General features: G+C 62.6%; 19 protein-coding genes. 11 read left to right on the top strand and 8 right to left on the bottom strand.

What is annotated here, in order from left to right:
• The 3 genes from AC628_RS44900 to AC628_RS32955 form a co-directional block, all read left to right on the top strand.
• On the top strand, window positions 1–294 hold a 294-nt coding region (locus AC628_RS44900; RefSeq protein ID WP_210190292.1), incomplete at its 5' end, for a hypothetical protein.
• 76 nt (window positions 295–370) lie between these two features.
• On the top strand, window positions 371–1231 hold the full coding sequence (locus tag AC628_RS32960; protein WP_074130907.1) for a DUF2971 domain-containing protein: 861 nt from the start codon (window positions 371–373) through the stop codon (window positions 1229–1231).
• 170 nt (window positions 1232–1401) lie between these two features.
• Window positions 1402–3432: a hypothetical protein gene (locus AC628_RS32955; protein WP_143201927.1), complete on the top strand. Its 2031-nt coding sequence runs from the start codon at window positions 1402–1404 to the stop codon at window positions 3430–3432.
• Between the two features lie 105 nt (window positions 3433–3537).
• On the opposite strand, the gene AC628_RS32950 is transcribed toward AC628_RS32955, so the two are convergent.
• The 5 genes from AC628_RS32950 to AC628_RS32930 all read right to left on the bottom strand — a co-directional run bounded on the left by AC628_RS32950 (window position 3538) and on the right by AC628_RS32930 (window position 5561).
• On the bottom strand, window positions 3538–3789 hold the full coding sequence (locus AC628_RS32950) for a PilZ domain-containing protein (RefSeq protein WP_074130905.1): 252 nt from the start codon (window positions 3787–3789) through the stop codon (window positions 3538–3540).
• Window positions 3790–3900: 111 nt separating this feature from the next.
• On the bottom strand, window positions 3901–4320 hold the full coding sequence (locus AC628_RS32945; protein WP_074130912.1) for a hypothetical protein: 420 nt from the start codon (window positions 4318–4320) through the stop codon (window positions 3901–3903).
• Between the two features lie 400 nt (window positions 4321–4720).
• Complete coding sequence (locus tag AC628_RS32940) at window positions 4721–5161, bottom strand: hypothetical protein (RefSeq protein WP_074130904.1); 441 nt, start codon at window positions 5159–5161, stop codon at window positions 4721–4723.
• A complete protein-coding gene (locus AC628_RS32935; RefSeq protein WP_074130903.1) occupies window positions 5158–5337 on the bottom strand; it encodes a hypothetical protein in 180 nt (59 codons plus the stop codon). The genes AC628_RS32940 and AC628_RS32935 overlap by 4 nt, the downstream gene beginning before the upstream one ends.
• Window positions 5334–5561, bottom strand: coding sequence for a hypothetical protein (locus AC628_RS32930; RefSeq protein WP_502689802.1), 228 nt, complete (start codon window positions 5559–5561; stop codon window positions 5334–5336). The genes AC628_RS32935 and AC628_RS32930 overlap by 4 nt, the downstream gene beginning before the upstream one ends.
• A 384-nt stretch (window positions 5562–5945) precedes the next feature.
• Between AC628_RS32930 and AC628_RS32925 the strand changes: the two genes are divergently transcribed.
• From AC628_RS32925 to fabF, 4 genes are all read left to right on the top strand, one after another.
• Window positions 5946–6407 carry an Hsp20 family protein gene (locus AC628_RS32925; RefSeq protein WP_074130902.1) on the top strand — a complete coding sequence of 154 codons (462 nt, stop codon included), beginning with the start codon at window positions 5946–5948 and terminating at the stop codon, window positions 6405–6407.
• Window positions 6408–6509: 102 nt separating this feature from the next.
• Window positions 6510–7001, top strand: coding sequence for an Hsp20/alpha crystallin family protein (locus AC628_RS32920; protein WP_083633233.1), 492 nt, complete (start codon window positions 6510–6512; stop codon window positions 6999–7001).
• Between the two features lie 86 nt (window positions 7002–7087).
• Window positions 7088–7417, top strand: a complete 330-nt coding sequence (locus AC628_RS32915) for a hypothetical protein (RefSeq protein WP_074130901.1) — start codon at window positions 7088–7090, stop codon at window positions 7415–7417.
• Window positions 7418–9100: 1683 nt separating this feature from the next.
• Window positions 9101–10363: a beta-ketoacyl-ACP synthase II gene (gene fabF / locus AC628_RS32905; RefSeq protein ID WP_074130899.1), complete on the top strand. Its 1263-nt coding sequence runs from the start codon at window positions 9101–9103 to the stop codon at window positions 10361–10363.
• 237 nt (window positions 10364–10600) lie between these two features.
• On the opposite strand, the gene AC628_RS32900 is transcribed toward fabF, so the two are convergent.
• Window positions 10601–11197: a TetR/AcrR family transcriptional regulator gene (locus tag AC628_RS32900; protein ID WP_074130898.1), complete on the bottom strand. Its 597-nt coding sequence runs from the start codon at window positions 11195–11197 to the stop codon at window positions 10601–10603.
• 93 nt (window positions 11198–11290) lie between these two features.
• Here AC628_RS32900 and AC628_RS32895 point away from each other — a divergent pair, with 93 nt between their 5' ends.
• The gene (locus AC628_RS32895) at window positions 11291–12586 is read left to right on the top strand and encodes an MFS transporter (protein WP_074130897.1); all 1296 of its coding nucleotides are present in this window, start codon (window positions 11291–11293) and stop codon (window positions 12584–12586) included.
• Window positions 12587–12946: 360 nt separating this feature from the next.
• On the opposite strand, the gene AC628_RS32890 is transcribed toward AC628_RS32895, so the two are convergent.
• Window positions 12947–15730 (bottom strand): UPF0182 family membrane protein, encoded by a 2784-nt coding sequence (locus AC628_RS32890; protein ID WP_074130896.1) that lies wholly within the window; start codon window positions 15728–15730, stop codon window positions 12947–12949.
• Window positions 15731–15956: 226 nt separating this feature from the next.
• Here AC628_RS32890 and AC628_RS32885 point away from each other — a divergent pair, with 226 nt between their 5' ends.
• From AC628_RS32885 to AC628_RS32875, 3 genes are read left to right on the top strand one after another with little or no spacing between them, the layout of a single operon-like run.
• A complete protein-coding gene (locus tag AC628_RS32885; RefSeq protein WP_083633232.1) occupies window positions 15957–17117 on the top strand; it encodes a class I SAM-dependent methyltransferase in 1161 nt (386 codons plus the stop codon).
• Complete coding sequence (locus AC628_RS32880) at window positions 17114–17803, top strand: glycosyltransferase family 2 protein (RefSeq protein ID WP_074130894.1); 690 nt, start codon at window positions 17114–17116, stop codon at window positions 17801–17803. The genes AC628_RS32885 and AC628_RS32880 overlap by 4 nt, the downstream gene beginning before the upstream one ends.
• A complete protein-coding gene (locus AC628_RS32875; RefSeq protein ID WP_074130893.1) occupies window positions 17800–18210 on the top strand; it encodes a DUF2304 domain-containing protein in 411 nt (136 codons plus the stop codon). The genes AC628_RS32880 and AC628_RS32875 overlap by 4 nt, the downstream gene beginning before the upstream one ends.
• A 48-nt stretch (window positions 18211–18258) precedes the next feature.
• On the opposite strand, the gene AC628_RS32870 is transcribed toward AC628_RS32875, so the two are convergent.
• Complete coding sequence (locus AC628_RS32870) at window positions 18259–19953, bottom strand: hypothetical protein (RefSeq protein WP_074130892.1); 1695 nt, start codon at window positions 19951–19953, stop codon at window positions 18259–18261.
• Between the last annotated feature and the right edge of the window lie 740 nt (window positions 19954–20693).

Here is a 20693-nt window from a genome sequence, read left to right as displayed (position 1 = left end):
CGAATATTCCAATGCGGATGCAAAGCGTGTTTATGGGTATGCAGCAAAGCTGAAAGAACTGCTGAAAAGTCGGGATACGATGTTTGGGGTTACGTCGCTTCGTACATCCAATCATCCGGAGAACCCATTAAAGGAATTCGCATCGAGATCGTAAAGGGACAACCTTCCGATTTTGTGGGCCACGATCTGCAGAACGCGTTCACCAACGCTGGAATTGATGCGCCAGGTGTCGAGAGACAGAACAACAACTTCGGGCCCGATACCGCTCTAATTCGGGTCGGAGAGAAACCTTAGCTAATCCGCCCTCCTTGATCACGAAGCTGCTTCGGGCGGAGCGCGCATCGCTGGGATTTTAGCTGGGAGCTGCTTTATGACGCCCGAAGACTTCCTAGTACAATTTAATGGGTATCACCTCGACTCCGTTGAGCACTACGTCTACCGCTACCGCACTGCTGACCGTGCTCTCATGGAGATCGAAAAAAGGACCTTGCGACTTTCGCCGTTTCCGGAGCTGAACGACCCCAAGGAGTTTGCGCGTTGGCACTTTGGTTTTATGAGCGCTGCCGATTTCGGTGAAATTAACTGGCCTGACCTTGAGGAACAGGCTACGGCGTACGCTAAGAACTTCGCCAAAGTCCTCTGCACGACCTTAGATGACAGCACCGCTCTTGACAGAGGAGACGTGAATAGCGTTTGGGGTCGTGGATTTTCTCGCCCGCGCATGTGGCAACAGTACGCTGAGAATTACTGTGGTGCTTGCATGGTATTCGATCGGGCGGCACTCGATGCTGCAATCCGGGCAACGGTTCCTAAAGGGTCGAAGCTATTCGTCGATCGTGTGCGTTATGCCAACACGCCAAGGATCGGCAGAAACCACCCCCTCCTAAATCCATTCGTGCTGAACTATGACCGAATAAAGAGTTTGGGCATGGCTCGGGCGATGACTGAGCATGCAGAGATTCACTGGCAAGCCTTGTTTTTTGACAAGGCTCTGGATTGGCAAACCGAGCAAGAATATCGATGGCTAGTTTGGGATACTGAACACAAGGAAATTATTTTCGACTTCAGCGACGCCATGAAGGCCGTGGTCATTGGGGAAACGTTCCCAAGACTGAATGATCTTCACGACCTCTGCGAGCCGCTTAAAGTGCCTGTGTGGGAGATGCGATGGAAAAACGGATCTCCAGAACCCAGTCCAATCATCCGCTTAAGACCACGGACAATTGCGTAGAATCACCGCTTGCCCCGTACTGTTGGTTGCGCATTAAGGTGACAGTGTACTCAACTATACGAATTACGGTGACAGTTCATCAAATTGCGAAGACGGTTAAGTGCACACCGTAATTGATGCGCTTCCGTAAAATGGACATCCGCATGACCGTAGTGCCTCTCGAGGCGAACATGATTGATCGTTTCCTCGCCCTATCGGCATGGAACGACGATGTGGGCGCGATCGAAACCTTCGCGACCGATGCCGATAGGAAGCTGGAGATCGATCGACAGTCTGCCGCGATACGACAGGGGCTCGTGCGTGACGAAACCGGCTTGTTGATTGAGGCGGCATTCGCCATCAGCAGTCCGGTTCAGATCGCGGTCTTGTTGGGTCGCGCGCCGGTGGATGCGTACGAGGTGGTCCGTCGGATCTGCGATTCCTTCGGGTCGGACGACCGGATCCGTTTCATCGCGCCGTTCTCGGACGAAGACGCCTGGAACAGCTTGGCAGTCTCAGCCGCGCGGCGGATCAAGAGCCTGTCGACGTTCGATGTCTACGGCGTGGAGCAGTTTTCGCGTGCCACGGCCGTCGCAGATGCATGCAGGCGCCTCCTAGCGATGGGGCACGCAATCGGGATCTCTTCTTTCGGACCCCATCTAGAGCCAGAATCCTTCAAGGCGATCTGCGAAGAAATCGATGCGCTGGTCAAGCGCGTCAGCGGCCGTACCGTCATCGATCGAATTCTGGACTGCTATAGGATGTCCGGCCGCGTCCATCACGGCTCGCTTTTGTCGGGGCGACGGGTCAGCGGCGCGATCCTGAATGCGCGGTTTCCGAGCGAGCCGCTTCACTTTCTCTATAATCTGGCTTGGAAGCATTTCTCGGTCGTGCCGACATCGCGCGATCCTGCCGGCGACCACAAAAGGCTCACTGAGCTCGCGCGGGACTTGGCCGCCGTCCTCGACACTGAGGCCTACAATCCATACGATGGAATGAGCCTGTCGTTGGCCAACCTCCACGGCAGCCTTGCAGACAAGATTCTCTACGACGAATTGTTCGCCTTCCAGCAATGGCAGCCGACGGTCGCCCCCACGATCTTCGCTGGCTGGCTGCGCCACATGCAATCGGTCGGATGCGTGTTCCCCGTCGGATCGGTCGACGAATGGACCGAGTTCGGGACCCTGTTGATGGCAAGGGCCCAGATCGCCGGCCTGGCTTTCGTCACTCCATTCGACGCCTCATCGGCGACGTTACCGGCCAGGAGAGCGGCGGCTTTTTTCGAGGCATGCCGGATCCCGGTCGAGCAGTTGAACCAAGGTTATCTGACGCCACACGATACGAGCCAGCGCAATGCGCCATCCTATCCGATCTACCAGATTTCGGAGGGTCTGTACGTCCTACCGCCGCGCGCCATCGTCGGGCGGGCTTTGTTCGAAAGGGTTTTCACTCTTCTCAGGGAAGCCCGCGTTCATGACCTCAAAAATCTAATGGGTAAGGCTCTGGAATTGCTCACCGTCGACGCGGTCGCATTGACGAACGGTCGGACTACAGCGGAAAGCAGAAAGTACAAGCGCGACGGGCAGAAGAAGGGCGAAAGTCCTCCCGAGATCGATGTCGCCAGCGAGACCGACGCGCGGCTCTACCTGTTCGAGTGCAAGAGCAAGGCTCTGACCAACGCCGCGAGAGGAGGGAATTCGCTGAACGCCTTGGCCGATTTCGCGAGGGCGCTGCTCCGCCCGCTCATTCAGGCGAACGGGCATGAGATCCAGCTTCGTTCCGGCGGAATACGGTTTCTGGACGGAGGTGGAATCGACCTAGCCGGCCGAGAGATCGATCGTATCGCGGTCTCGATGACAGATCATGGTTCGATGCAGGATCGTACATTTCTTCGGGCGTTCGTTTCATCGTTGTGGGGAGCGCGGTTGACGGCCCAGGATCCTACGCTTCGCGCTCAGCTCGACGAATTCAACGACAAGTACCTTTTGCGCATTCAGCAAGGCATCGACGCAATCTGCGAGCTTTCGAACGGCCCAAAGGAACGATTTGTCCGCATGTATCTTCACGGCTGCTACTGGCTGTCCATCGACCAGCTCTATTATCTGTGCCGCCGCTCTTCGGATCTGCGAGAGGCGCTGTCGCCGCTGCGATCGATCACGTTCGGCACGGGTGACATGATGGCCGAGTTGGCTGCCTACGACAGGATGCGCAAGACCGCGTAACGGATCGCCCCGGAACCTCAGCAAGTAGCCCGCATGAGCGCAGCGACATGCGGGACGGACCATTCCCCGGATATCGCTGCGCTCATCCGGGCTCCGCTTGCCCGTTCACTCAGTGACGAACTTGACGCCGACCCATCCGCCTTTGCGCCAAACCACGCTGCACAAGCAAGTCTTGCTCGGTGGAATGATGAGGGTGAAACGATCAGGCAGCTCTGAATGCTGGTCCGCCCACAAAGCGGCGCCATCTTCCGTGATGTCCCGCACGACACAGCACAGCGACAGGTCGTCAAACCTGATCAGGGCATCATCCAACGACGGATTGCGTGCAGACTTGCGTCTGTCGGGAAGGATAACCATTCCGGGTCCATCAATAAATCATGCAAATCTGATTGATGCTCTGTCAGAAAGATTTCGTTTCCACTAACGAAGCCTGGACGCGGGGCTGCGCGCCAAAACCCGACAGACCATTCAGGCTCTACGCCGATTTGCTCGGTCTCTCCTCCGCCGGCGGCGCGGCCAGTCACGGCGTCTTTGCGGAGGATCAGGCGATCTTGCCACATCCGCCACCGGCTTCGCTGCGGGCTCGCTGGATGGCAGATCGACGACTGATCGAGGCGCTGGCTCTATCCGATTGGCAACCGCAGCCTCAAGCACCGCGAGGAATTGCCGTCCTGCATCGGTGATTTCCCAGCCTTCATGATCGCGGAGGATGAATCTGGCCGAGAAGATATTCAGATCCGGTGCATGCTGAGCCAAGCGCTTCATGCGATCGGTCCAGTCCTTGCCGCTGTTCATCAGGATTTCGACGGCGTGCCGGATTTCGGCAACAGAGGCGCGTCCGGCGGACTGGCCGGCCAGCACTTTCAAGACGGTCAGTTGGAAGGACACTTCCACGTCTCCGGTCTGGCTCTCGAAGTGTCGGCGAGGTCGGTTAACCGCCCGTCAAAATTTCGTCATTACCGCTCAACAATTGACGCAATGGATCAAGCACTGCGACCGGGATCAATCACGCAGCGGAGTTAGCCTGAACTAAAAAGGATAGGTCGGCGACCGGAGTTCCCGATCTAACCTGATCGCGCAGCATCAAGCTTAACGCGCGAGTTCGTTTGCTTTGACGCGGTCACCGATCAAACATCAGCGTACCGGATATTGCCCTCCATCCGGATCCACCATGGCGAAGTCGTCGCGCCACGATATTCGGCGTGACGACTTCGTTGTTGGCCTGTCGGCAGTTAGCCCGCACGAGCGCAGCGACATGCGGGGACGGACCATTCCCCGGCATCGCAGGCTAGGGCTCGGATAGTCCCCTGTCGCCCGACCGGCGACGAGACCGCCGGGCAGACAACCGAGCCATCGCCGCCAAAGCAGCGACGGCCGCATGCGCCGAGCGGTGCTTCGCGACATTCTCCGACGGCGACTTTCTCTGCTGACGCAGCCCTTCGATCGCGGTCCGGTTCTCCAGCCTGCGGGCGCGCGCGCGGGAGATTGCCGGTGCGGCGCGCGGCGAAGGATCGGACGGCTCGGGCGGCAACTCCGCAAGGCGCGAGGCGCTGGCGCACAGCAGGAGAAACAGCGCGCGCTGCGCCTTGTATCGCGCTGCGGCCTGACTGCATTCCGAGCCGCACATGATGGCATGCCCACCGGTGCCGCAGACGGACCATTTCCACCTGCCGCGGCCGCGCCGCTTCAGCTCGATATCGAACGCCGCGAAGCGTTCGTCGCCGGTCATGCCGCGAACCGATCCGGCAAGCCGCCCTGGAGCTCGTCCAGCAGGCGCTGTTCGCGCTCGATCCGGCTTCGGTAAAGTTCGCGCTCCTTCTCGGTCGCGGCGCTCGCGAGCAGCAGACGATAGTGGCCGATGACCTTCTCGCTGCCGCGGATCAGCAGGTCGCGGAGGTCGGTCATGACGACGCCTCCGGGCTCGGCGTGGCGCCAAGACCTTTCGGCAAGGTAAACGCGACGGGGAAGGTCCCGGACACCAGCGCCTCGACGGCGGCCTGCTCCTCCGACAGACGCCGTTCGACGAACCGGCGCTCGAGGTCCGACAGCCTCGTCTTCAGCAGCCGTCGATAGCGGTGGATGTTGTTGCGGTGGGTGCGGATGCGGGCAATATCTTCATCGAACATCATCGTCACTCCAGACGGTCGTCGTTGTCCTTTTCAGTTTCGAAAAACCGGAAACGAGTTCCGGTGCGGGAAAATCTATTCAGGGCACTCGCACTGTCAAGTGCGTTGCCGCCAGCCTTGCGCGCCGATCCTTAACGGCGGGGCATCGCGGAGCGCCATGCTGCGGCGCGGCGTCGATCTCATCGAAAATCTGCATCGAAATATCCGGCATCAAAAAATTTTCGCGGGCTCCCCTTGAATCGGCTTGTCGTTTTTCTAAGTCATTTTTCGCCGCGAGAGCGGTGTGCCGGGCGCCTTCCGGGGTCCGGCGCGGGCGCCGGGCGGGCGGTCCCCCGACCTGCCGTCTTGCGCTCCTTCGTATCCATCTTGCTCTTTGGAGGACTTGGTATGCGGACCACCTTCGACTTCGCGCCCCTGTGGCGCTCCAGCATCGGCTTCGACCATCTGGCCAACCTCGTCGACAGCTCGTTGCGCCAGGCAAGCGATGACAACTACCCGCCCTACAACATCGAACGCTCCGGCGAAGACCATTACCGGATTTCGCTCGCGGTGGCGGGCTTCGGCGCCGACGACATCACCGTCACAGCCGAGCAGAACGCGCTGACCATCGAAGGCAGGAAGCCCGAGAAGGCCGCCGGCGAATTCCTGTACCAGGGCATCGCGGCGCGCCCGTTCCGGCGCGTGTTCAACCTGGCCGACTATGTCCAGGTCAAGCAGGCCTCGTTCAGGGATGGCCTGCTGATCATCGATCTGGTCCGCGAGGTACCCGAGGCCATGAAGCCGCGCAGGATCAACATCGCGGCCGGCGGCAGCTCCTCGCCGCAGATCGAGCAGAAGCAGGCGGCCTGACGGCTCGACCGAAGTAGCGACGGCGGAACGCGGCGCGCCAATGCGGGTCCGCGCTCCCTGTCCCATGCATGAAGGAGAAGAGACATCTGAAGGAGAAGAGACATGGCAATTCGTGATCTCGTTCCCTGGGCGAGAAACCAGGAGCTCGCGCCCTCGCGCGGCAACTACGATCCGTTCATGACGCTGCACCGCGAGATGAACCGTCTGTTCGACGACGCCTTCCGCGGCTTCGGCGCGCCAAGCCTGTCCCCCCTGATGGAGGGGCGGTTCGGCTGGCCGCAGCTCGAGGTCAGCGACACCGACAAGGCGGTGACGATCTCGGCCGAGCTGCCCGGCATGACGGAGAAGGACGTGCAGATCGAAATCGCAAACGGCGTCCTGTCCATCCGCGGCGAGAAGAAGGACGAGCGCAGCAGCGAAGGCAAGCACTTCACCGAGCGCACCTACGGCGCCTTCGAGCGGCAGATCCCGCTGGAAGGCGTCGAGGAGGACAAGGCGGAAGCCTCGTTCAAGAACGGCGTCCTGACGATCTCGCTGCCGAAGAGCGAGAACCCGCGGGCGGACGTCAAGCGCATCGCCATCAAGACCCAGTAGCGGCGATCACGGGCGGCGGCGTCTGCCGCCGTCCGGTCCACGACAACCGGTCATCCCCTTGAAAGGAGCGTAAAGGGAGGCAAGCAATGACAGACGCCAACACGAACTCCGGCAAACTCCGTCCCCTCTTCCACCCGGCCGCGCACTACGCGTCACCGGACGAGGTCCTGAACGACGAGGAGCTCTCCGCGCCCGAAAAGCGGATCATCCTGTCGTCATGGGCGTCCGACATGTTCGCGGTCGAATCCTGTCCCTGGCTGCGCGAGATTCCGGGTATGGATCATCCGATCCGGCTCGCCGACATTCTTGCGGCGCTGCGCCGCCTCGACGGCGAGGACGACGATCCGCCGCGGCCCGGCGGCGTCCCGATGCGGCTGCGGCGGCCTTGGGCCGCCGCGTTGCGGAAAACACAATGATGTTCACGCCGGCCGTTCTGACCATGGTGCTGCTCGGCAATCAGGCGGCGGCGTGGGTCGTGCCCTTCGTCGTCCTCATCGGCAGTACCGCCCCCCGAATTCGATGAATGTCGACGAGCCGGTTTTGCGGGCCGAGGGGCGTCTTGCCCTTGTCGTGCAGGCCGCAGCGCGCGCGTCTCTCAGACATCTACGCCCAGCGGGCGGAGCCTTGGCTAGTGACTTGGCGAGTGACTTGGCGAGTGATTTGGCCTGTGATGCCGACACAATGCGTCGAAGCAACAGAGGTCGCCAAGCAGCCGGAACGCCGGAAAGCCCAAGCGTTGGACGCGACAGCGGCGTTCCGTGTTCACCGCATGAGCAGCCAGGCCACGCTGGCGATGAGCGCGACCAATGACGCCGCCGCAGCGCAGACAAAGGCTATCTCAATGCCATCGAGGTTGCGGTGGTTGGCCAGCATGGTGGCCCTCCTAGATCGGCACCCGTGGGCCGGATGACATCAGCCATTCCGTCAAATGAGCGGTGGTCTCTTCCTGCCGCGCCTTCCTCAGCAATATCTCACGTTCTCGACCTGGAGGAAGCTTCTTGGCCCGCTGGCGGAGCTCCTGGGCTTCCCTGGAAAGGCGTACTTCAAGAGGAAAAACATGTTTGACCCGGTGCCGTCGCTTCATAGCTCCTCTCTCCAAAGCTGACGTTGACTGCCCAAATCGGATTAAAAAAGTACGAGGAGCCAAAAAGTTCCGTGGCTTGTTGTTTGGCGAGAAAAAGATGAGGAGACCTTGGTCGCGATCAGGTCTTGCGAAAGGAGCAATTGGACATTTGTCAAGTTGAGGTAGCCCGCGAGGGCATCTCCGATGCCGGCCTTCCCCGATACAATGACATCGGCGCTGCTGACGAAGCGCGCTCGTGATCGGGACGGCTTCGGCGTTCCGCCTAGCCCCGGAAGATGCGCCGGCGGCCGTCCTGGTTGCGAAATTCGCGAGCCCATAGCACAACGCCGGCCGCTTGAAATGCTTGCGGTCGGCGCTGGTTCTAGCCCCAGGAAGGAAGTGCAAATTCCTGACAGGCATGAGTACGCGCAGGGCGCACCAAAGGTTCATGGCCTTGGGCTCCGCACGATGAGGTAATCCGAAAGAGGTTATGGGTGAGGATCGATGCAGGGCGAGCAACGCCAATAGCGATAGCCGCGCGGCGCAACACCTCGACGCAACGGTGAACGCTGCCGCGAACGAGCAAGGCCGCCTCGGCTGGCGGCCTCGTATTGGCATGAACGACAAGGCACCGCGAAAGCCGGGCCTTTTTTTCTTACCTCGGTCCTCAAAGAAAAAGACCCCAGCACCCTTGGAGGGCAATGCTGGGGCCAATCCGGATCGCCGACCGCTGCTTGCCGAGACCCAGCGGCCGGTATGAGGGCTGAAAGAATACGAAATGAAAATCACGTGCCCCGATGCCCGGATCATCCAACTGATCTGCAGTTCCGGAAATAACGCATGTGAATCGAGACGAAGGAAAGTGGCACTCCTTCCGGAAAAGAAAGCGCCGGCCACTGCTCCGCCAATGCGACGCGCCCCGACGCCCGGCGAACGGCGTGACGCAGTGCCTTGACGCCGGGCCGGTCGAGATAATAGATGATGATCATCATATATACGACCAACCGGCCACGCCGGCGAGCGCGACAGGAGCACCATGCGTCGAATTGTTGTGACGGGCCTGGGGACGGTGTCCCCGCTGGGGTGTGGCACCGAACTGGTCTGGTCGCGGTTGCTTGCGGGGCAGTCCGGGCTTCGGGCATTGCCGGACTGGGCGATGAGCCTGCCGGCGCGCGTCGCAGGCCAGGTGCCTGACAAGGCTGACGATGCCGAGGGCGGGTTCGATCCTGATTCCGCGGCGCCGCGCAAGGACCAGAAGAAGATGGACCGGTTCATCCTGTTCGCGCTGCTGGCGGCCGCGGAGGCTGTGGCGCAAGCCGGTTGGATGCCGGCCGAGGCGCGGGCGCAGGAGCGCACCGCGACCGTGATCGCAACCGGGATCGGCGGGTTTCCCGCGATCGCGGATGCGGTGCGCACGGTGGAGAAGAGCGGCACGCGCCGCCTGTCGCCGTTCACCGTTCCCGCCTTCCTGGCCAATCTCGCGGCCGGGCACATCAGCATCCGCTATGGCTACAAGGGTGCGATCGGCGCGCCGGTGACCGCCTGTGCTGCGAGCGTTCAGGCGATCGGCGATGCGGCGCGGCTGATCCGGTCCAATGAGGCCGACGTTGCGATCTGCGGCGGCGCGGAGGCGTGCATCGATCCGGTGAGCCTTGGCGGTTTTGCGGCCGCGCGGGCGCTTTCGACGTCGTTCAATGATGAGCCCGCCCGGGCCTCGCGGCCGTTCGACCGCGACCGCGACGGTTTTGTGATGGGCGAAGGCGCAGGCGTGCTCGTGATCGAGGAGCTCGACCATGCGCTGCGGCGCGGCGCGCAGCCGATCGCCGAGATCGTCGGCTACGGCACCACGGCGGACGCCTATCACATCACCGCAGGTCCCGAAGACGGCGACGGCGCCCGCCGCGCCATGGAGATGGCGCTGGCGCAGGCCGGCTTGCGCGCGAGCGATATCCAGCATCTCAACGCGCATTCGACATCGACGCCGGTCGGCGATCTCTCCGAACTGGAAGCCATCAAGCGCGTGTTCGGGCGCGAGGGCGGGGTTGCCGTCAGCGCGACCAAGTCGGCGACCGGCCACCTGCTTGGCGCTGCCGGCGGCGTCGAGGCGATCTTCACGATCCTGGCGCTGCGCGACCAGGTCGCGCCGCCGACGCTCAATCTGGAGAACGCCGATCCGGCCGCGCAGGGTATCGACCTCGTCGCCAACACTGCACGGCGGATGGCGATCGAGCACGCGATCTCGAACGGCTTCGGATTTGGCGGCGTCAACGCCAGTCTCGTGTTTCGACGCTGGGCTTGAGGCGGCCGGCTGTGCTGCACGCGTGACAGTTCAGGCGGGCGCGCTCGCACGCCTTGCCGCCGCTCATCCGCCTCACGGCTTTGCCACACTCGCATCGATCGGGAGCAAGTAGCCCGCATGAGCGCAGCGACATGCGGGGACGGACCATTCCCCGGATATCGCTACGCTCATCCGGACTACGCTTGCTGCGCGCCGACCTCTCCCGAGGGAGAGGTGGACCTCCGGCGCCGCCCGACGTCACCCCTTCGCCACGCTCGCATCGATCAGGAGCTTCGCGACCGTGAGCGCCGACTGCGCCGGCCCGTCTTCCGACTGCTGGCCGGTGACGTAGATGCCTTCGATCAGCAGCAGCAGCGCATCGCCGAGCACGGCGGGGTGGCGCGCGCCCATGCTGCCTGCGAGCTCGCGCAGGCGCCTGCGAAACAGCTTCTTGTGCGCTTCGGCGACCTGCCGCGCGGGATTGTCCCGCGACGGATACTCCACGGTGGCGTTGGTCAGGCCGCAGCCGCGATAGCCCTCGGCCACGGCGTTGGCAGACAGCACACGGATGTAGGCCAGCACATGCTCGCGCGCATCGCTGTATGACTTGCCGCCGGGCTTCTCGAACTTCTCCCAGAAGTTCGCTTCATAGTCGCGCATATAGGCGGCGGCGAGTTCGTCCTTGGAGGCGAAGCTGCGATAGAGGCTCGGCTTGGTGACGCCGGCGCGCTCGACCACCTCGTCGACGCCGACGGCGCGGATGCCCTCGCGATAGAACAGCTCGCTTGCGGAGGCGCGGATGCGGTCGGCGGCCCGTACGGGGCGCTCCGCGGATGGTTCGACGGCTTTCTTCATGACGGCTCCTTCGGATCCTCCCCGCGACCCTCTTGACAATGTTACTGACCGGTACGTATACACACCGCGTCGCAACACGTACCGGTAAGTAACATGTCCAGCACCGCCCTTCAAGAAGCTCCCGTCCGCCGGCGCCCGTTCGGCCAGAATTACGCGTTCGTCGTCGTCGCCGTGATCTTCCTTGCGCTGCTCGCCTCCGCCGGCCTGCGCGCGACGCCGGGCGTGCTGATGCTGCCGCTGCAAGGCGCGTTCGGCTGGGATGTCGGCGTAATCTCGTCATCCGCCGCGGTCGGCATCTTCCTCTATGGCCTCGCCGGCCCGTTCGCCGCGGCCGTGATGCAGCGCTTCGGCATCCGCCGCACGTTGCTGGGCGCACTGCTGCTGATGTCGGTCTCGACCGGCATGAGCTACTTCATGACCGCGCCGTGGCAATTGTTCATGAGCTGGGGGTTATTGTCCGGCATCGGCTCGGGCGCGGTCGCCAACGTGCTCGGCGCCACCATCGTCAATCGCTGGTTCACCACCAATCGCGGCCTCGTCATGGGGCTTCTGACCGCGTCGACCGCGACCGGCACGCTGATCTTCATGCCGGGCCTTGCGGCGCTGGTGGCATGGGGCGGCTGGAAGCCGGTGGTGCTGACGGTCGCCGCATGCTGCGCGGCGCTGATCCCGCTGGTGTATGTCCTGGTGCCGGAGCGGCCTGCTTCGGTCGGCCTGCGCGCGTTCGGCAGCGCGCATGACGATCCGCCCGCGCAGCAAGCTGCGGGCAATCCGTTTGTCGCCGCGATCAGCAACCTCGTGCGCGCCGCGCAGACGCGGGCGTTCTGGTTCCTGTTCGGCACGTTCTTCATCTGCGGCTTCACCACCAACGGCCTGGTCGGCACCCATCTGATCGCGTTCTGCGGCGACCACGGCATCGTCGAGGTGCAGGCGGCGAGCCTGCTCGCGCTGATGGGGTTCTTCGACCTGTTCGGCACCACGCTGTCGGGCTGGCTCACCGACCGGTTCGATCCGCGCAAGCTGTTGTTCTTCTATTATGGGCTGCGTGGCCTGTCGCTGATCTACCTGCCCTACTCGGATTTCTCGCTGGTCAGCCTGTCGGTGTTCGCGGTGTTCTATGGCCTCGACTGGATCGCGACCGTGCCGCCGACCGTGCGCATCGCCAATGAGGCGTTCGGCGACAAGAATGCGCCGCTGGTGTTCGGCTGGGTCGTCGCCGGCCATCAGTTAGGTGCCGCCTGCGCCGCGTTCTTCGCCGGCTTCATGCGCTCAAGCCAGGGCGATTACCTGCAGGCCTTCATGATCGCGGGCCTGACCGGCATCATCGCCGCCGTGCTGTCGCTGCTGATCACACGGCGGCCGGCGCAACCGGTGCTCGCCGCGGCGTGAGACCGCGTAGAACAAAACTGTGAACTCTGTCACGCTTTTGCAAGCTGTCATTGCGAGGAGTGGCAGCGACGAAGCAATCCATGTCTCCGCTTGCGGTGAGATGGCTTGCTTCGGGGAGCCTGTCATCCGGCGGCGCTTCGCGCCGACCGGGTGGCTCGCAATGACGGAGGTTGGCGTTTGGCATAAATCCGCATCTCACAGAGGAAAGTAGCACGCCTATGACGCCGCAAGACTGAAGCGCGATGAGATCAGGTTGAATCTTCATCGCGCTTCAGCCATTTGTTTGAGCATGATCGCCGCGCAAACGCGCTCCGAGTTTGTCGCGAGAGAGAACCACTTCGCAGCTTTCCAGATTATGCTTCAATGACCGGTTGAGCGCCGGTTCATGTCCTCGAGCGGCTGGCGCATGGAATCGAACTGCTCGCCAAAACCTTTCCAGTCGCCGGATTTCAACCGCTCAACGGCCTTGTTGTAACGATCGAGCGCCTCCCTTGCCCCGCTCGTCGACGGGCCGGCGGCAGGCAGTTCATCATTCGTGCCCGAGGCCGGCCGCGCCGCGCCGGGCTCGACGAACAGCGCGGACAAGGCCTCTCCGATCGTCTCCTTCATCACCACATGCTCGCCATAGGCTGCGATCACGCGTTTCAGCTCCGGCAGGTGGCCGTACTCCGCGCGCAGATAGAGCGGCGTGACATAGAGTATCGAGTTCTCGATCGGGATCACGAGCAAGTTCGCACCGCGTATCACCCGCGAGCCCATCTGATTCCACAGCGTGATCTGCTGCGATATCTCGGTATTCTGGTTGATCCGCGCCTCGATCTGGAACGGCCCGTAGACGAGCTTCTCCTTGGGAAATTCGTAGACGATCAGCTTGCCGTAGTCGGGCGCGTCACATCGCGCCGCCAGCCACGCGATCATGTTGTCGCGGCGGCTCGGCACCATGGGAAGCATGAGGAAGAACTCGGCCTGCGGCTCATCGGGCAGCCGCATGATGATGTAGTACGGCGCCATCGTCGCAATGCCGTCACCGCCCGGCTGGCGCGGGAATTGCCACAGATCCTCGCGGTTATAGAAAACGTCGGCGGCCTCCATATGGTAGGTCTGGTAGAGCCGCGCCTGAATCAGGAACAGGTCTTCCGGATATCGAATGTGCTTCTGCAAGTCCGCCGGCATCGCCGCGAACGGCTTGAACAGGCCCGGGAAGATGGACCGATAGGTCGCCGCGACCGGATCGCCGGTGTCGACGAGGTAGAAATCGACGGTCCCGTTATAGGCATCGATGATGATCTTCACTGAATTCCTGATGTAGTTGAGATCGAAATCGTGCGCCGGCTGCGACGAGGGGAAATAGGAACTCACCGTGTAGGTGTCCTGGATCCAGAACATCCGCCCGTTGCTGATGACCAGATAGGGATCGTGATCGAGCCTGAGGAACGGAGCAATGGTCTGGACCCGTTCCCTGATATTGCGGCGGATCATGATCCGGCTGTCGGCGGTAATATAACTTGAGAGCACCAGATTCGGGTCGTTGAAGTAATAGGCAAACAGGCCTCTCCACACGACTGCTCCGATCGGAACGCCACCCGTGCCGCCATAATCCGCGTAGACGTTGTCCTTTCCCTTGGGATAGTCGAACTCCGGCGTGCTCCCCTTGACGACGACGTAGTCGTCGCTCTCCTCGCCGTAATAGATGCGCGGCTCGAGGATTTTGGGGCCGCCGTCGGCAACCGGAGGGATGTCCCGCAGATAGAACAGCGGCAGTCCTTCGACATTCTTGCGGGTGACCGGGCTCATCACCGCGCCGTTGCCGTGGGTGAACAGCACGTGGCGGTTGACCCATGTCTGGGCGTTCGGCGGCAGCAGGGAGGGTCGCAGCTCGCGCGCCGAGAGCATCACGCTCTGGTAGGAGCCATCGAGCCAGTAGCGGTCGACGTCGAGATCGTGGAATTTGTAGTAGGTGCGGATCTCCTGCAGCTGCGCGTAGGTGTCCGACAGGGGCAGCCAGTCCCACAGCCTGATATTGTCGATCGTCGCCTTGTTGGCCTCGAGCGTCTTGAAGGTCAGTTTCTGTTCGGCGGCAAACGGCTTGACGACGATCTTGTCGAGATCGTAGGCCTGCCGGGTCAGCGCGATATTGCGTTCGATATAGGGCTTCTCCAGCTCCAGCTCGCTCGGCTTGACGAAGAATTGCCGGAACAGGGCGGGGATTACGCCCGACAATGCCAGGGTGCCGATGGCGACGAGCACGACCGCCGCCGCCGGAAGCCGGTAGCCGCGCGCCCGCAGGTTTGCCCACGCGACGAGCGCCGCGGTGATCGAGAGGGCGATCATGAGCCACAGGGCCGGCAACCCCACATGCACATCGGTGTAGCTTGCGCCGACGACAACGCCGTTGTCGCCGTAGAGCAGCAGATAGCGGTCGAGAGCGTAGGACCAGGCCTTCACCGCGAAGAGAAGGCCGAGCAATGCCGAACCGTGGGCGATCGCCATGGGCGACATCGACCGCTGATGAACGTCGTATTCGATATCGCCGCGAGCCCAATAGATCGCTGCGGCGAACACCGCGCTCAGGACCAGGGTGAGCAGGATCCAGTTCTTGACCAGGACATAGGCGGGCAGCGAGAACAAGTAGAAGCCGAGGTCCTTGTTGAAGAGCGGATCGTCTGCGCCATAGGGCGCCTGATAGAGATACCTCAGGAAGATGTCCCAATGGCCGACTTCGGCCGCCGCGACGAGCAGCGCGAGCAAGGCTGCCCCGCCTGCGACGATCGCGGGCCACGGCAGTCGATCCAACAACCGCGCAAACGGATCGGGCGGCGCGCTGCCCGCGACCTGCCAGACGGGCGCCGCGGCAACCTGTGTCGACCGCTTGCCGGCTAAACGCAGCGCGAGACCCCCGTTCACCCCGAGGATGAGAGCCGTTCCCGTCCAGGCCGCAGCAAAGGTGGCAGCCTTGGCGCCGATGGTTGTCCAAAAGATTTGCAAATAGCCGACCGACGAAAACCACAGCCAGTCGACCAGGAAATCGCTCGCGAGCGCGAGCAGGATCAAGCAGATCACAATGGCAATGGTCGCAAGGATGAGCCTGACCACGCCACTTTGTCGTGGTGCCTTCCGTTCGGGTCCGGTAATCCCGATCGTCATGGCTGCTATCATAGCGGAAAGCAGCGGCGTTCGCCTGCCTGATTGGGACCGGGATTCCACGGAGTGCAAAACAGCCCGCGAGAAATCACGCTCCCGCGACGAACCCGCTTCGGACAAGGCTATGGAATGGCGCTGCTTTGGCGCACCATTCAGAATAGAACCGCGAACTCTTATGCGATTGAAATTGTTCTCTAATTCCAGACTGCGCCCAAGTTATTGAGTGCAGATGGAGCAAGGCGAGGAAGCCGGGAGCGCGCCATACCCTCGATCCGATCGAGCACGTCACGAAGCGCCGGAGCTCACGGACGAGCAGCGCGCCAGCGTCTTTGACTACAACGCGGCCAAGCTGCTCAACATCAGCCTCAGCTGGCACTGCGGAGACGCTGGCGCCCGGCGGCTCCGGCGTCACAGCTCCCCGTGGCCGTTCGCCGAGCGGAACAGTTCGGCTTCGGATGCGTTTTCCGACCGAAGAACGCCATTGGGCGGAACGCATGTGCTGATGCGCAACGACCGACCTGCGGTTACGCTTGAATGCCCCGCGTGCAGTCGCGCGACGCTGCATCGGCTTCTTTACGTCAAGAACGGTTGCGACATCCTGCAATGTCCTGACTGCGGACTGGGACGCACCGAGACATCGAGCTTCGACCCCCTCGCCTATTATGACGATGGCTACTTTTCCGGCCGTCAGTCCGACGGCTACGCCGACTATCGCGGCGCCGAACCCGTGCTACGGCGCGAGTTCGCCCGCACGGTCGAGTTCATCCGGCGCCGCAAGGCACAGGGCTTCTTGCTCGAGATCGGCTGCGCCTACGGCTTCTTTCTCGATGAAGCGCGCCGCGCTGGATTTGAGGTGAGCGGCATCGAGCCCGCAGAAGCGGCTGCAGCGCATGCTGGTGATCTCGGCTTGAACGTCGTGCGCGGTCCGCTGAGCGAAGCGACTCTCAAGTCGCTTGGCACCCTGGATGTCATCGTCCTCCTCGATGTCGTCGAGCATCTGCCCGAGCCGAGGGAAGCCCTCGCGCTACTTGCAGACCATCTCCGGCCGGACGGAATCATCGTGCTGACGACCGGAGACTTCGGTTCCTTGGCAGCGCGATCGACCGGCGCGCACTGGCGCCTGATGACGCCGCCGCAGCACCTCTGGTTCTTCAACCGCGACAGCATCGCGTCTCTGGCCGATTCGATCGGTCTTCGCATAGAGAGTTCCGATCACCCCTGGAAATTCGTGCCGCTCTCGCTGATCACCTTCCAAATCGGTCGCATGCTCGGCCGCAAGATCGCGGCCAGCCCGACCGGCAACCGGTTCGCCATTCCGGTGAACCTGTTCGACGCGATGCGCGTGGTCTTGAGCAAGGCGCCCCCACGTCCGGATACGAGCTTCCCATGACCGGCCGGATTCGCAATCCCTGGGTTGTTGTCGCGGCGTACAATGAAGCACCGGTGGTCGGCAGTGTCGTGTCCGGCATTCGCCGCGCCGGATACGCGGTCATCGTGGTCGATGACGGATCCGCCGACCGCACCGGCGACGTCGCGTTGCTCGCAGGTGGGGTCGTGGTCCGGCATCCGATCAACCTCGGACAGGGCGCCGCACTACAGACCGGCATCGACTTCGCCCTCGAGCAGCATGCGGATGCACTCGTCACGTTCGACGCCGATGGTCAGCATTCCCCCGCGGCCATCGCGGCGCTGCTCGCGGCCATCGAGCAGCCCGGGATCGATTTCGCGCTCGGCAGCCGATTTCTCGCCGGCGCGACGGCAAATCTGCCGGTGCTGCGCCGCATCTTGCTCGGCGCCGCGATCCGGTTTACGCGCGCGAGCACCGGACTGCCAGTCACCGATACCCACAATGGCCTACGGGCGATGACCGCGCGCGGCGCCCGCGCGATCTCCTTGCGACAGAACCGAATGGCACACGCGTCCGAGATCCTGCACCAGATCGCGCAGAGCCGCCTGCGCTTTGTCGAGGTGCCGGTGAACATCGAGTACAGCGCCTATTCGTTGGGCAAGGGTCAACGCATCACCGATGCTCTGACCATCCTGATCGATCTGTTCGCGCGGAGACTCTACCGATGATCGCGCAGCTGTTTCTGACCGTCCTTCTCGGGTTGGTTTTGGTCTACGCATGGTCAGCGCATCGAACGGTGCCGATTATCGGGCTGTTCGCGAGCGGCGCCGGGCTCGCCGGCCTCTACTTCGTCTGGGTGCCGGAGCATGCCACGGCGCTTGCCGCCTTCGCGGGAATCGGCCGCGGGTCAGACCTCATCGTCTACACCTGGGTCGTGATCAGCTTGCTCATCATGCTCCACTTGCATCTCAAGCTGCGGCTCCAGCTCGACATGATCACGCGGCTGACGCGCGCCGTGGCGATCGATCGCGCCAAGGAGAGCCGGCGTGAGGCAGGCCGCCCGCGAAAACGTCGCCCGGCCACGTTAGCCCGAAAGGCCGAGGCGCCCCCGATCGAATTGCAGGCGAAGAAGTAGATGCCATTGCCAAGTCGCGCGGGGCAAGTTTGTGCAGGCGGGCGTCACTCACCGAGCCCGCGACGAATTGGCGTAGATCCAGGCGAAGGGGCGGCCAAATCGTTTGACCTCGTCAACCAGTACGGCCGTCGTGCCATCGGCACAAGGCCAGCGCTCGGTGGCGATCAGGTAGTCGGCCTTGTCCAGATGTGTTTCGGCAATCCAGTTGCGACGGAACATCACGCCGGCCAGATTCTCGCGCCAGGCCAGGCAGAGCAGCACGCGCGGCGAATCGCCCGCGAACCGGCCTTCGGCGTCAATTCGCGCCTCGAGGCGGCGCAGCGCCTCGGGAGCCGCCATGCTCCAATAGTCGAGGTCGAAGCGGCCGTAAGCGCCGGGGACGCCGCCTGCCAGACCGTTCATCGCGATATATTCGAGCGGATGCAGGATGATGAGCGTCGCCAGGATGGTGGCCGCGTGCGCGCCCCCGAGGGCCACGGGCACGATCGGGAGGCGCCGCAAGAAGGGCAAGAGGCTCGCGAGCCCGCGCGCGGCCACGATGGCGAGCATCGGGATCACGAACAATACATGGCGCATACCGTCATAAAGCGTCGAGCCTTGCAGGATAAGCACCCCGATAGGCCCGAACGCCGCCACACTAACGACCAGCACCGCGCGCGATCCTGCGAGCTCGGCCGCGACCGGTCGCAGTCCCACAACACCGGACCGCCGCAGCGCGCCGAAGGTGGCGCGGATCCACGACCCTGCAGCACCGATCCAGACCGCCATGCCGAGCAACAGCAACGCCAGAAAGCCCTCCGGCAGACGCGCCACGAGCTGTCCCGGGATGTACCAGGCGGGCACGTTATCGGTGAACGTGAGCCGGCCCCAGTTCTGAAATTCGAACGAGGTGTCGAGCGTACCAAAGTGCCGATAGGCCTCGAGGAATTGCGTGAGCGGATTTCCAATCTGCAACCACGGCCAGAGCGCAACCGCCGTCAGCCAGGCGATGAGGATGACGAGCAGCGTATGCGAGGCGATCCGGCGCAATTGGCCATAGCCCGCGCGGCCATGGCGCAGCAGCACCTCGAGCGCGCACAGGCTCATGCCGCCGACGAGGTAGACGTGCGTGATCACCCCGCCGGTGCGCGTCGCGATGGCGAGACCGGTGGCAAGGCCTGTCACAAGGGTCAGCCGCCAGCTAGGCGCCCCCTGCCACACCATCAGGACGATCGCGAGGGTCGACCAGTTCATGGCGAACAGGAACGGCACGTCGATCGGGGCGAAGAACAGGTTGCCGTAGAGGTAGCCGGTCAGCAGGCACAGGGTGAGCGCCGTCAACCCAGCCCAGGACCCGACCGTGAGCCGTGCGATCGGCACGACAGCGGCGAGCCCAGCGAGACCGACCAGAAAGGTCATGGCGTGCCGGACCGTGATCGGGCTCGCGAGCGCAAGCGACTGCACCGCCGCGACGAGCATCTGAAACCAGGGTCCATACATCCACAGATACTCTTCGACCGTCTCGAACTGAGACCGGTCCGCAAAAGCGCTCGTGTACCAGGCAAGCGCCTTGGGGCCGTACTCGTCGGTGTTGAATTCGTCGGTCGACAGCCCGTAGTCCGCGGCGGTCGCAAGCCCGATGATTAGGGCCACGCCGAGCACAAGGAGCACGAGCAACGTCTCGGCATGGCGAGCAGCAAATGCGAGGCCGAGTTGCGGCCTCACAAACCCGGAGCTGTCGCGATCCACCCGTTCAAGCGCCATGCAACGTCCTTAACCGATTGCATGACCACGCACTGGGGCCGCCCGGAACGCGGTGGGAATTTGCGTTGCGGAAGCACCCGTCACTTGAAGCTATCATCTCGCTCAACCGCTAAATCGGGAACGACCCCCAGCGCACCTCAAGTGTTGTACTTTGGCTGGACTTCGGTAACACGCCTGACGGGAACTTTGTTCCCGAGGTTTCAAATCAGGTCAGCCAAGGCGGATGAGCAATCCGATCCTTCTTACCGGAGGTGCCGGATTCATTGGGAGCCGCACGGTGTACGAACTTGTTGATCGTGGCGAACAGCCGCGGACATCGACCGCAAGTCTGCGTCTTGACTCATCCCGGACATCGCATTGCAAGCATCACGGCCTCCATATGCCGGGCTAGATCAAGCGATGGAGGTCGGGGATGAGGTGCCTGCATATATTTGCCACTCCAGATGGAAAATCCCATTTTGGGGAGGTGGGCGTCGTGACGACGATGACTCCGCTATTCCCCAACGAAGCGCCTTTTGAGCTTTCGGCATACTAACTGGCGTCACGCGTCCGTTTTGTTCACATCCCAGCTGGGGTGCGCGAAGCCGGTTTTCACATGCCACCGGATAGACTGCTCGCCGTATGGCTGGACGGCCACGTGGAATTCGAGACGAGCGATGGAAAGGTGAGACGCGTTACTGCAGGACATGCAGTCCTCGTCGAGGATACCCACGGGAAGGGACATATCTCGCGCCATCCAC

Source organism: Bradyrhizobium sp. NAS96.2 (genome assembly GCF_001908235.1).
Taxonomy (GTDB): Bacteria; Pseudomonadota; Alphaproteobacteria; order Rhizobiales; family Xanthobacteraceae; genus Bradyrhizobium.
Note: the sequence above shows the minus strand (reverse complement) of the source record. Positions and strands in the feature narration are given on the sequence as shown.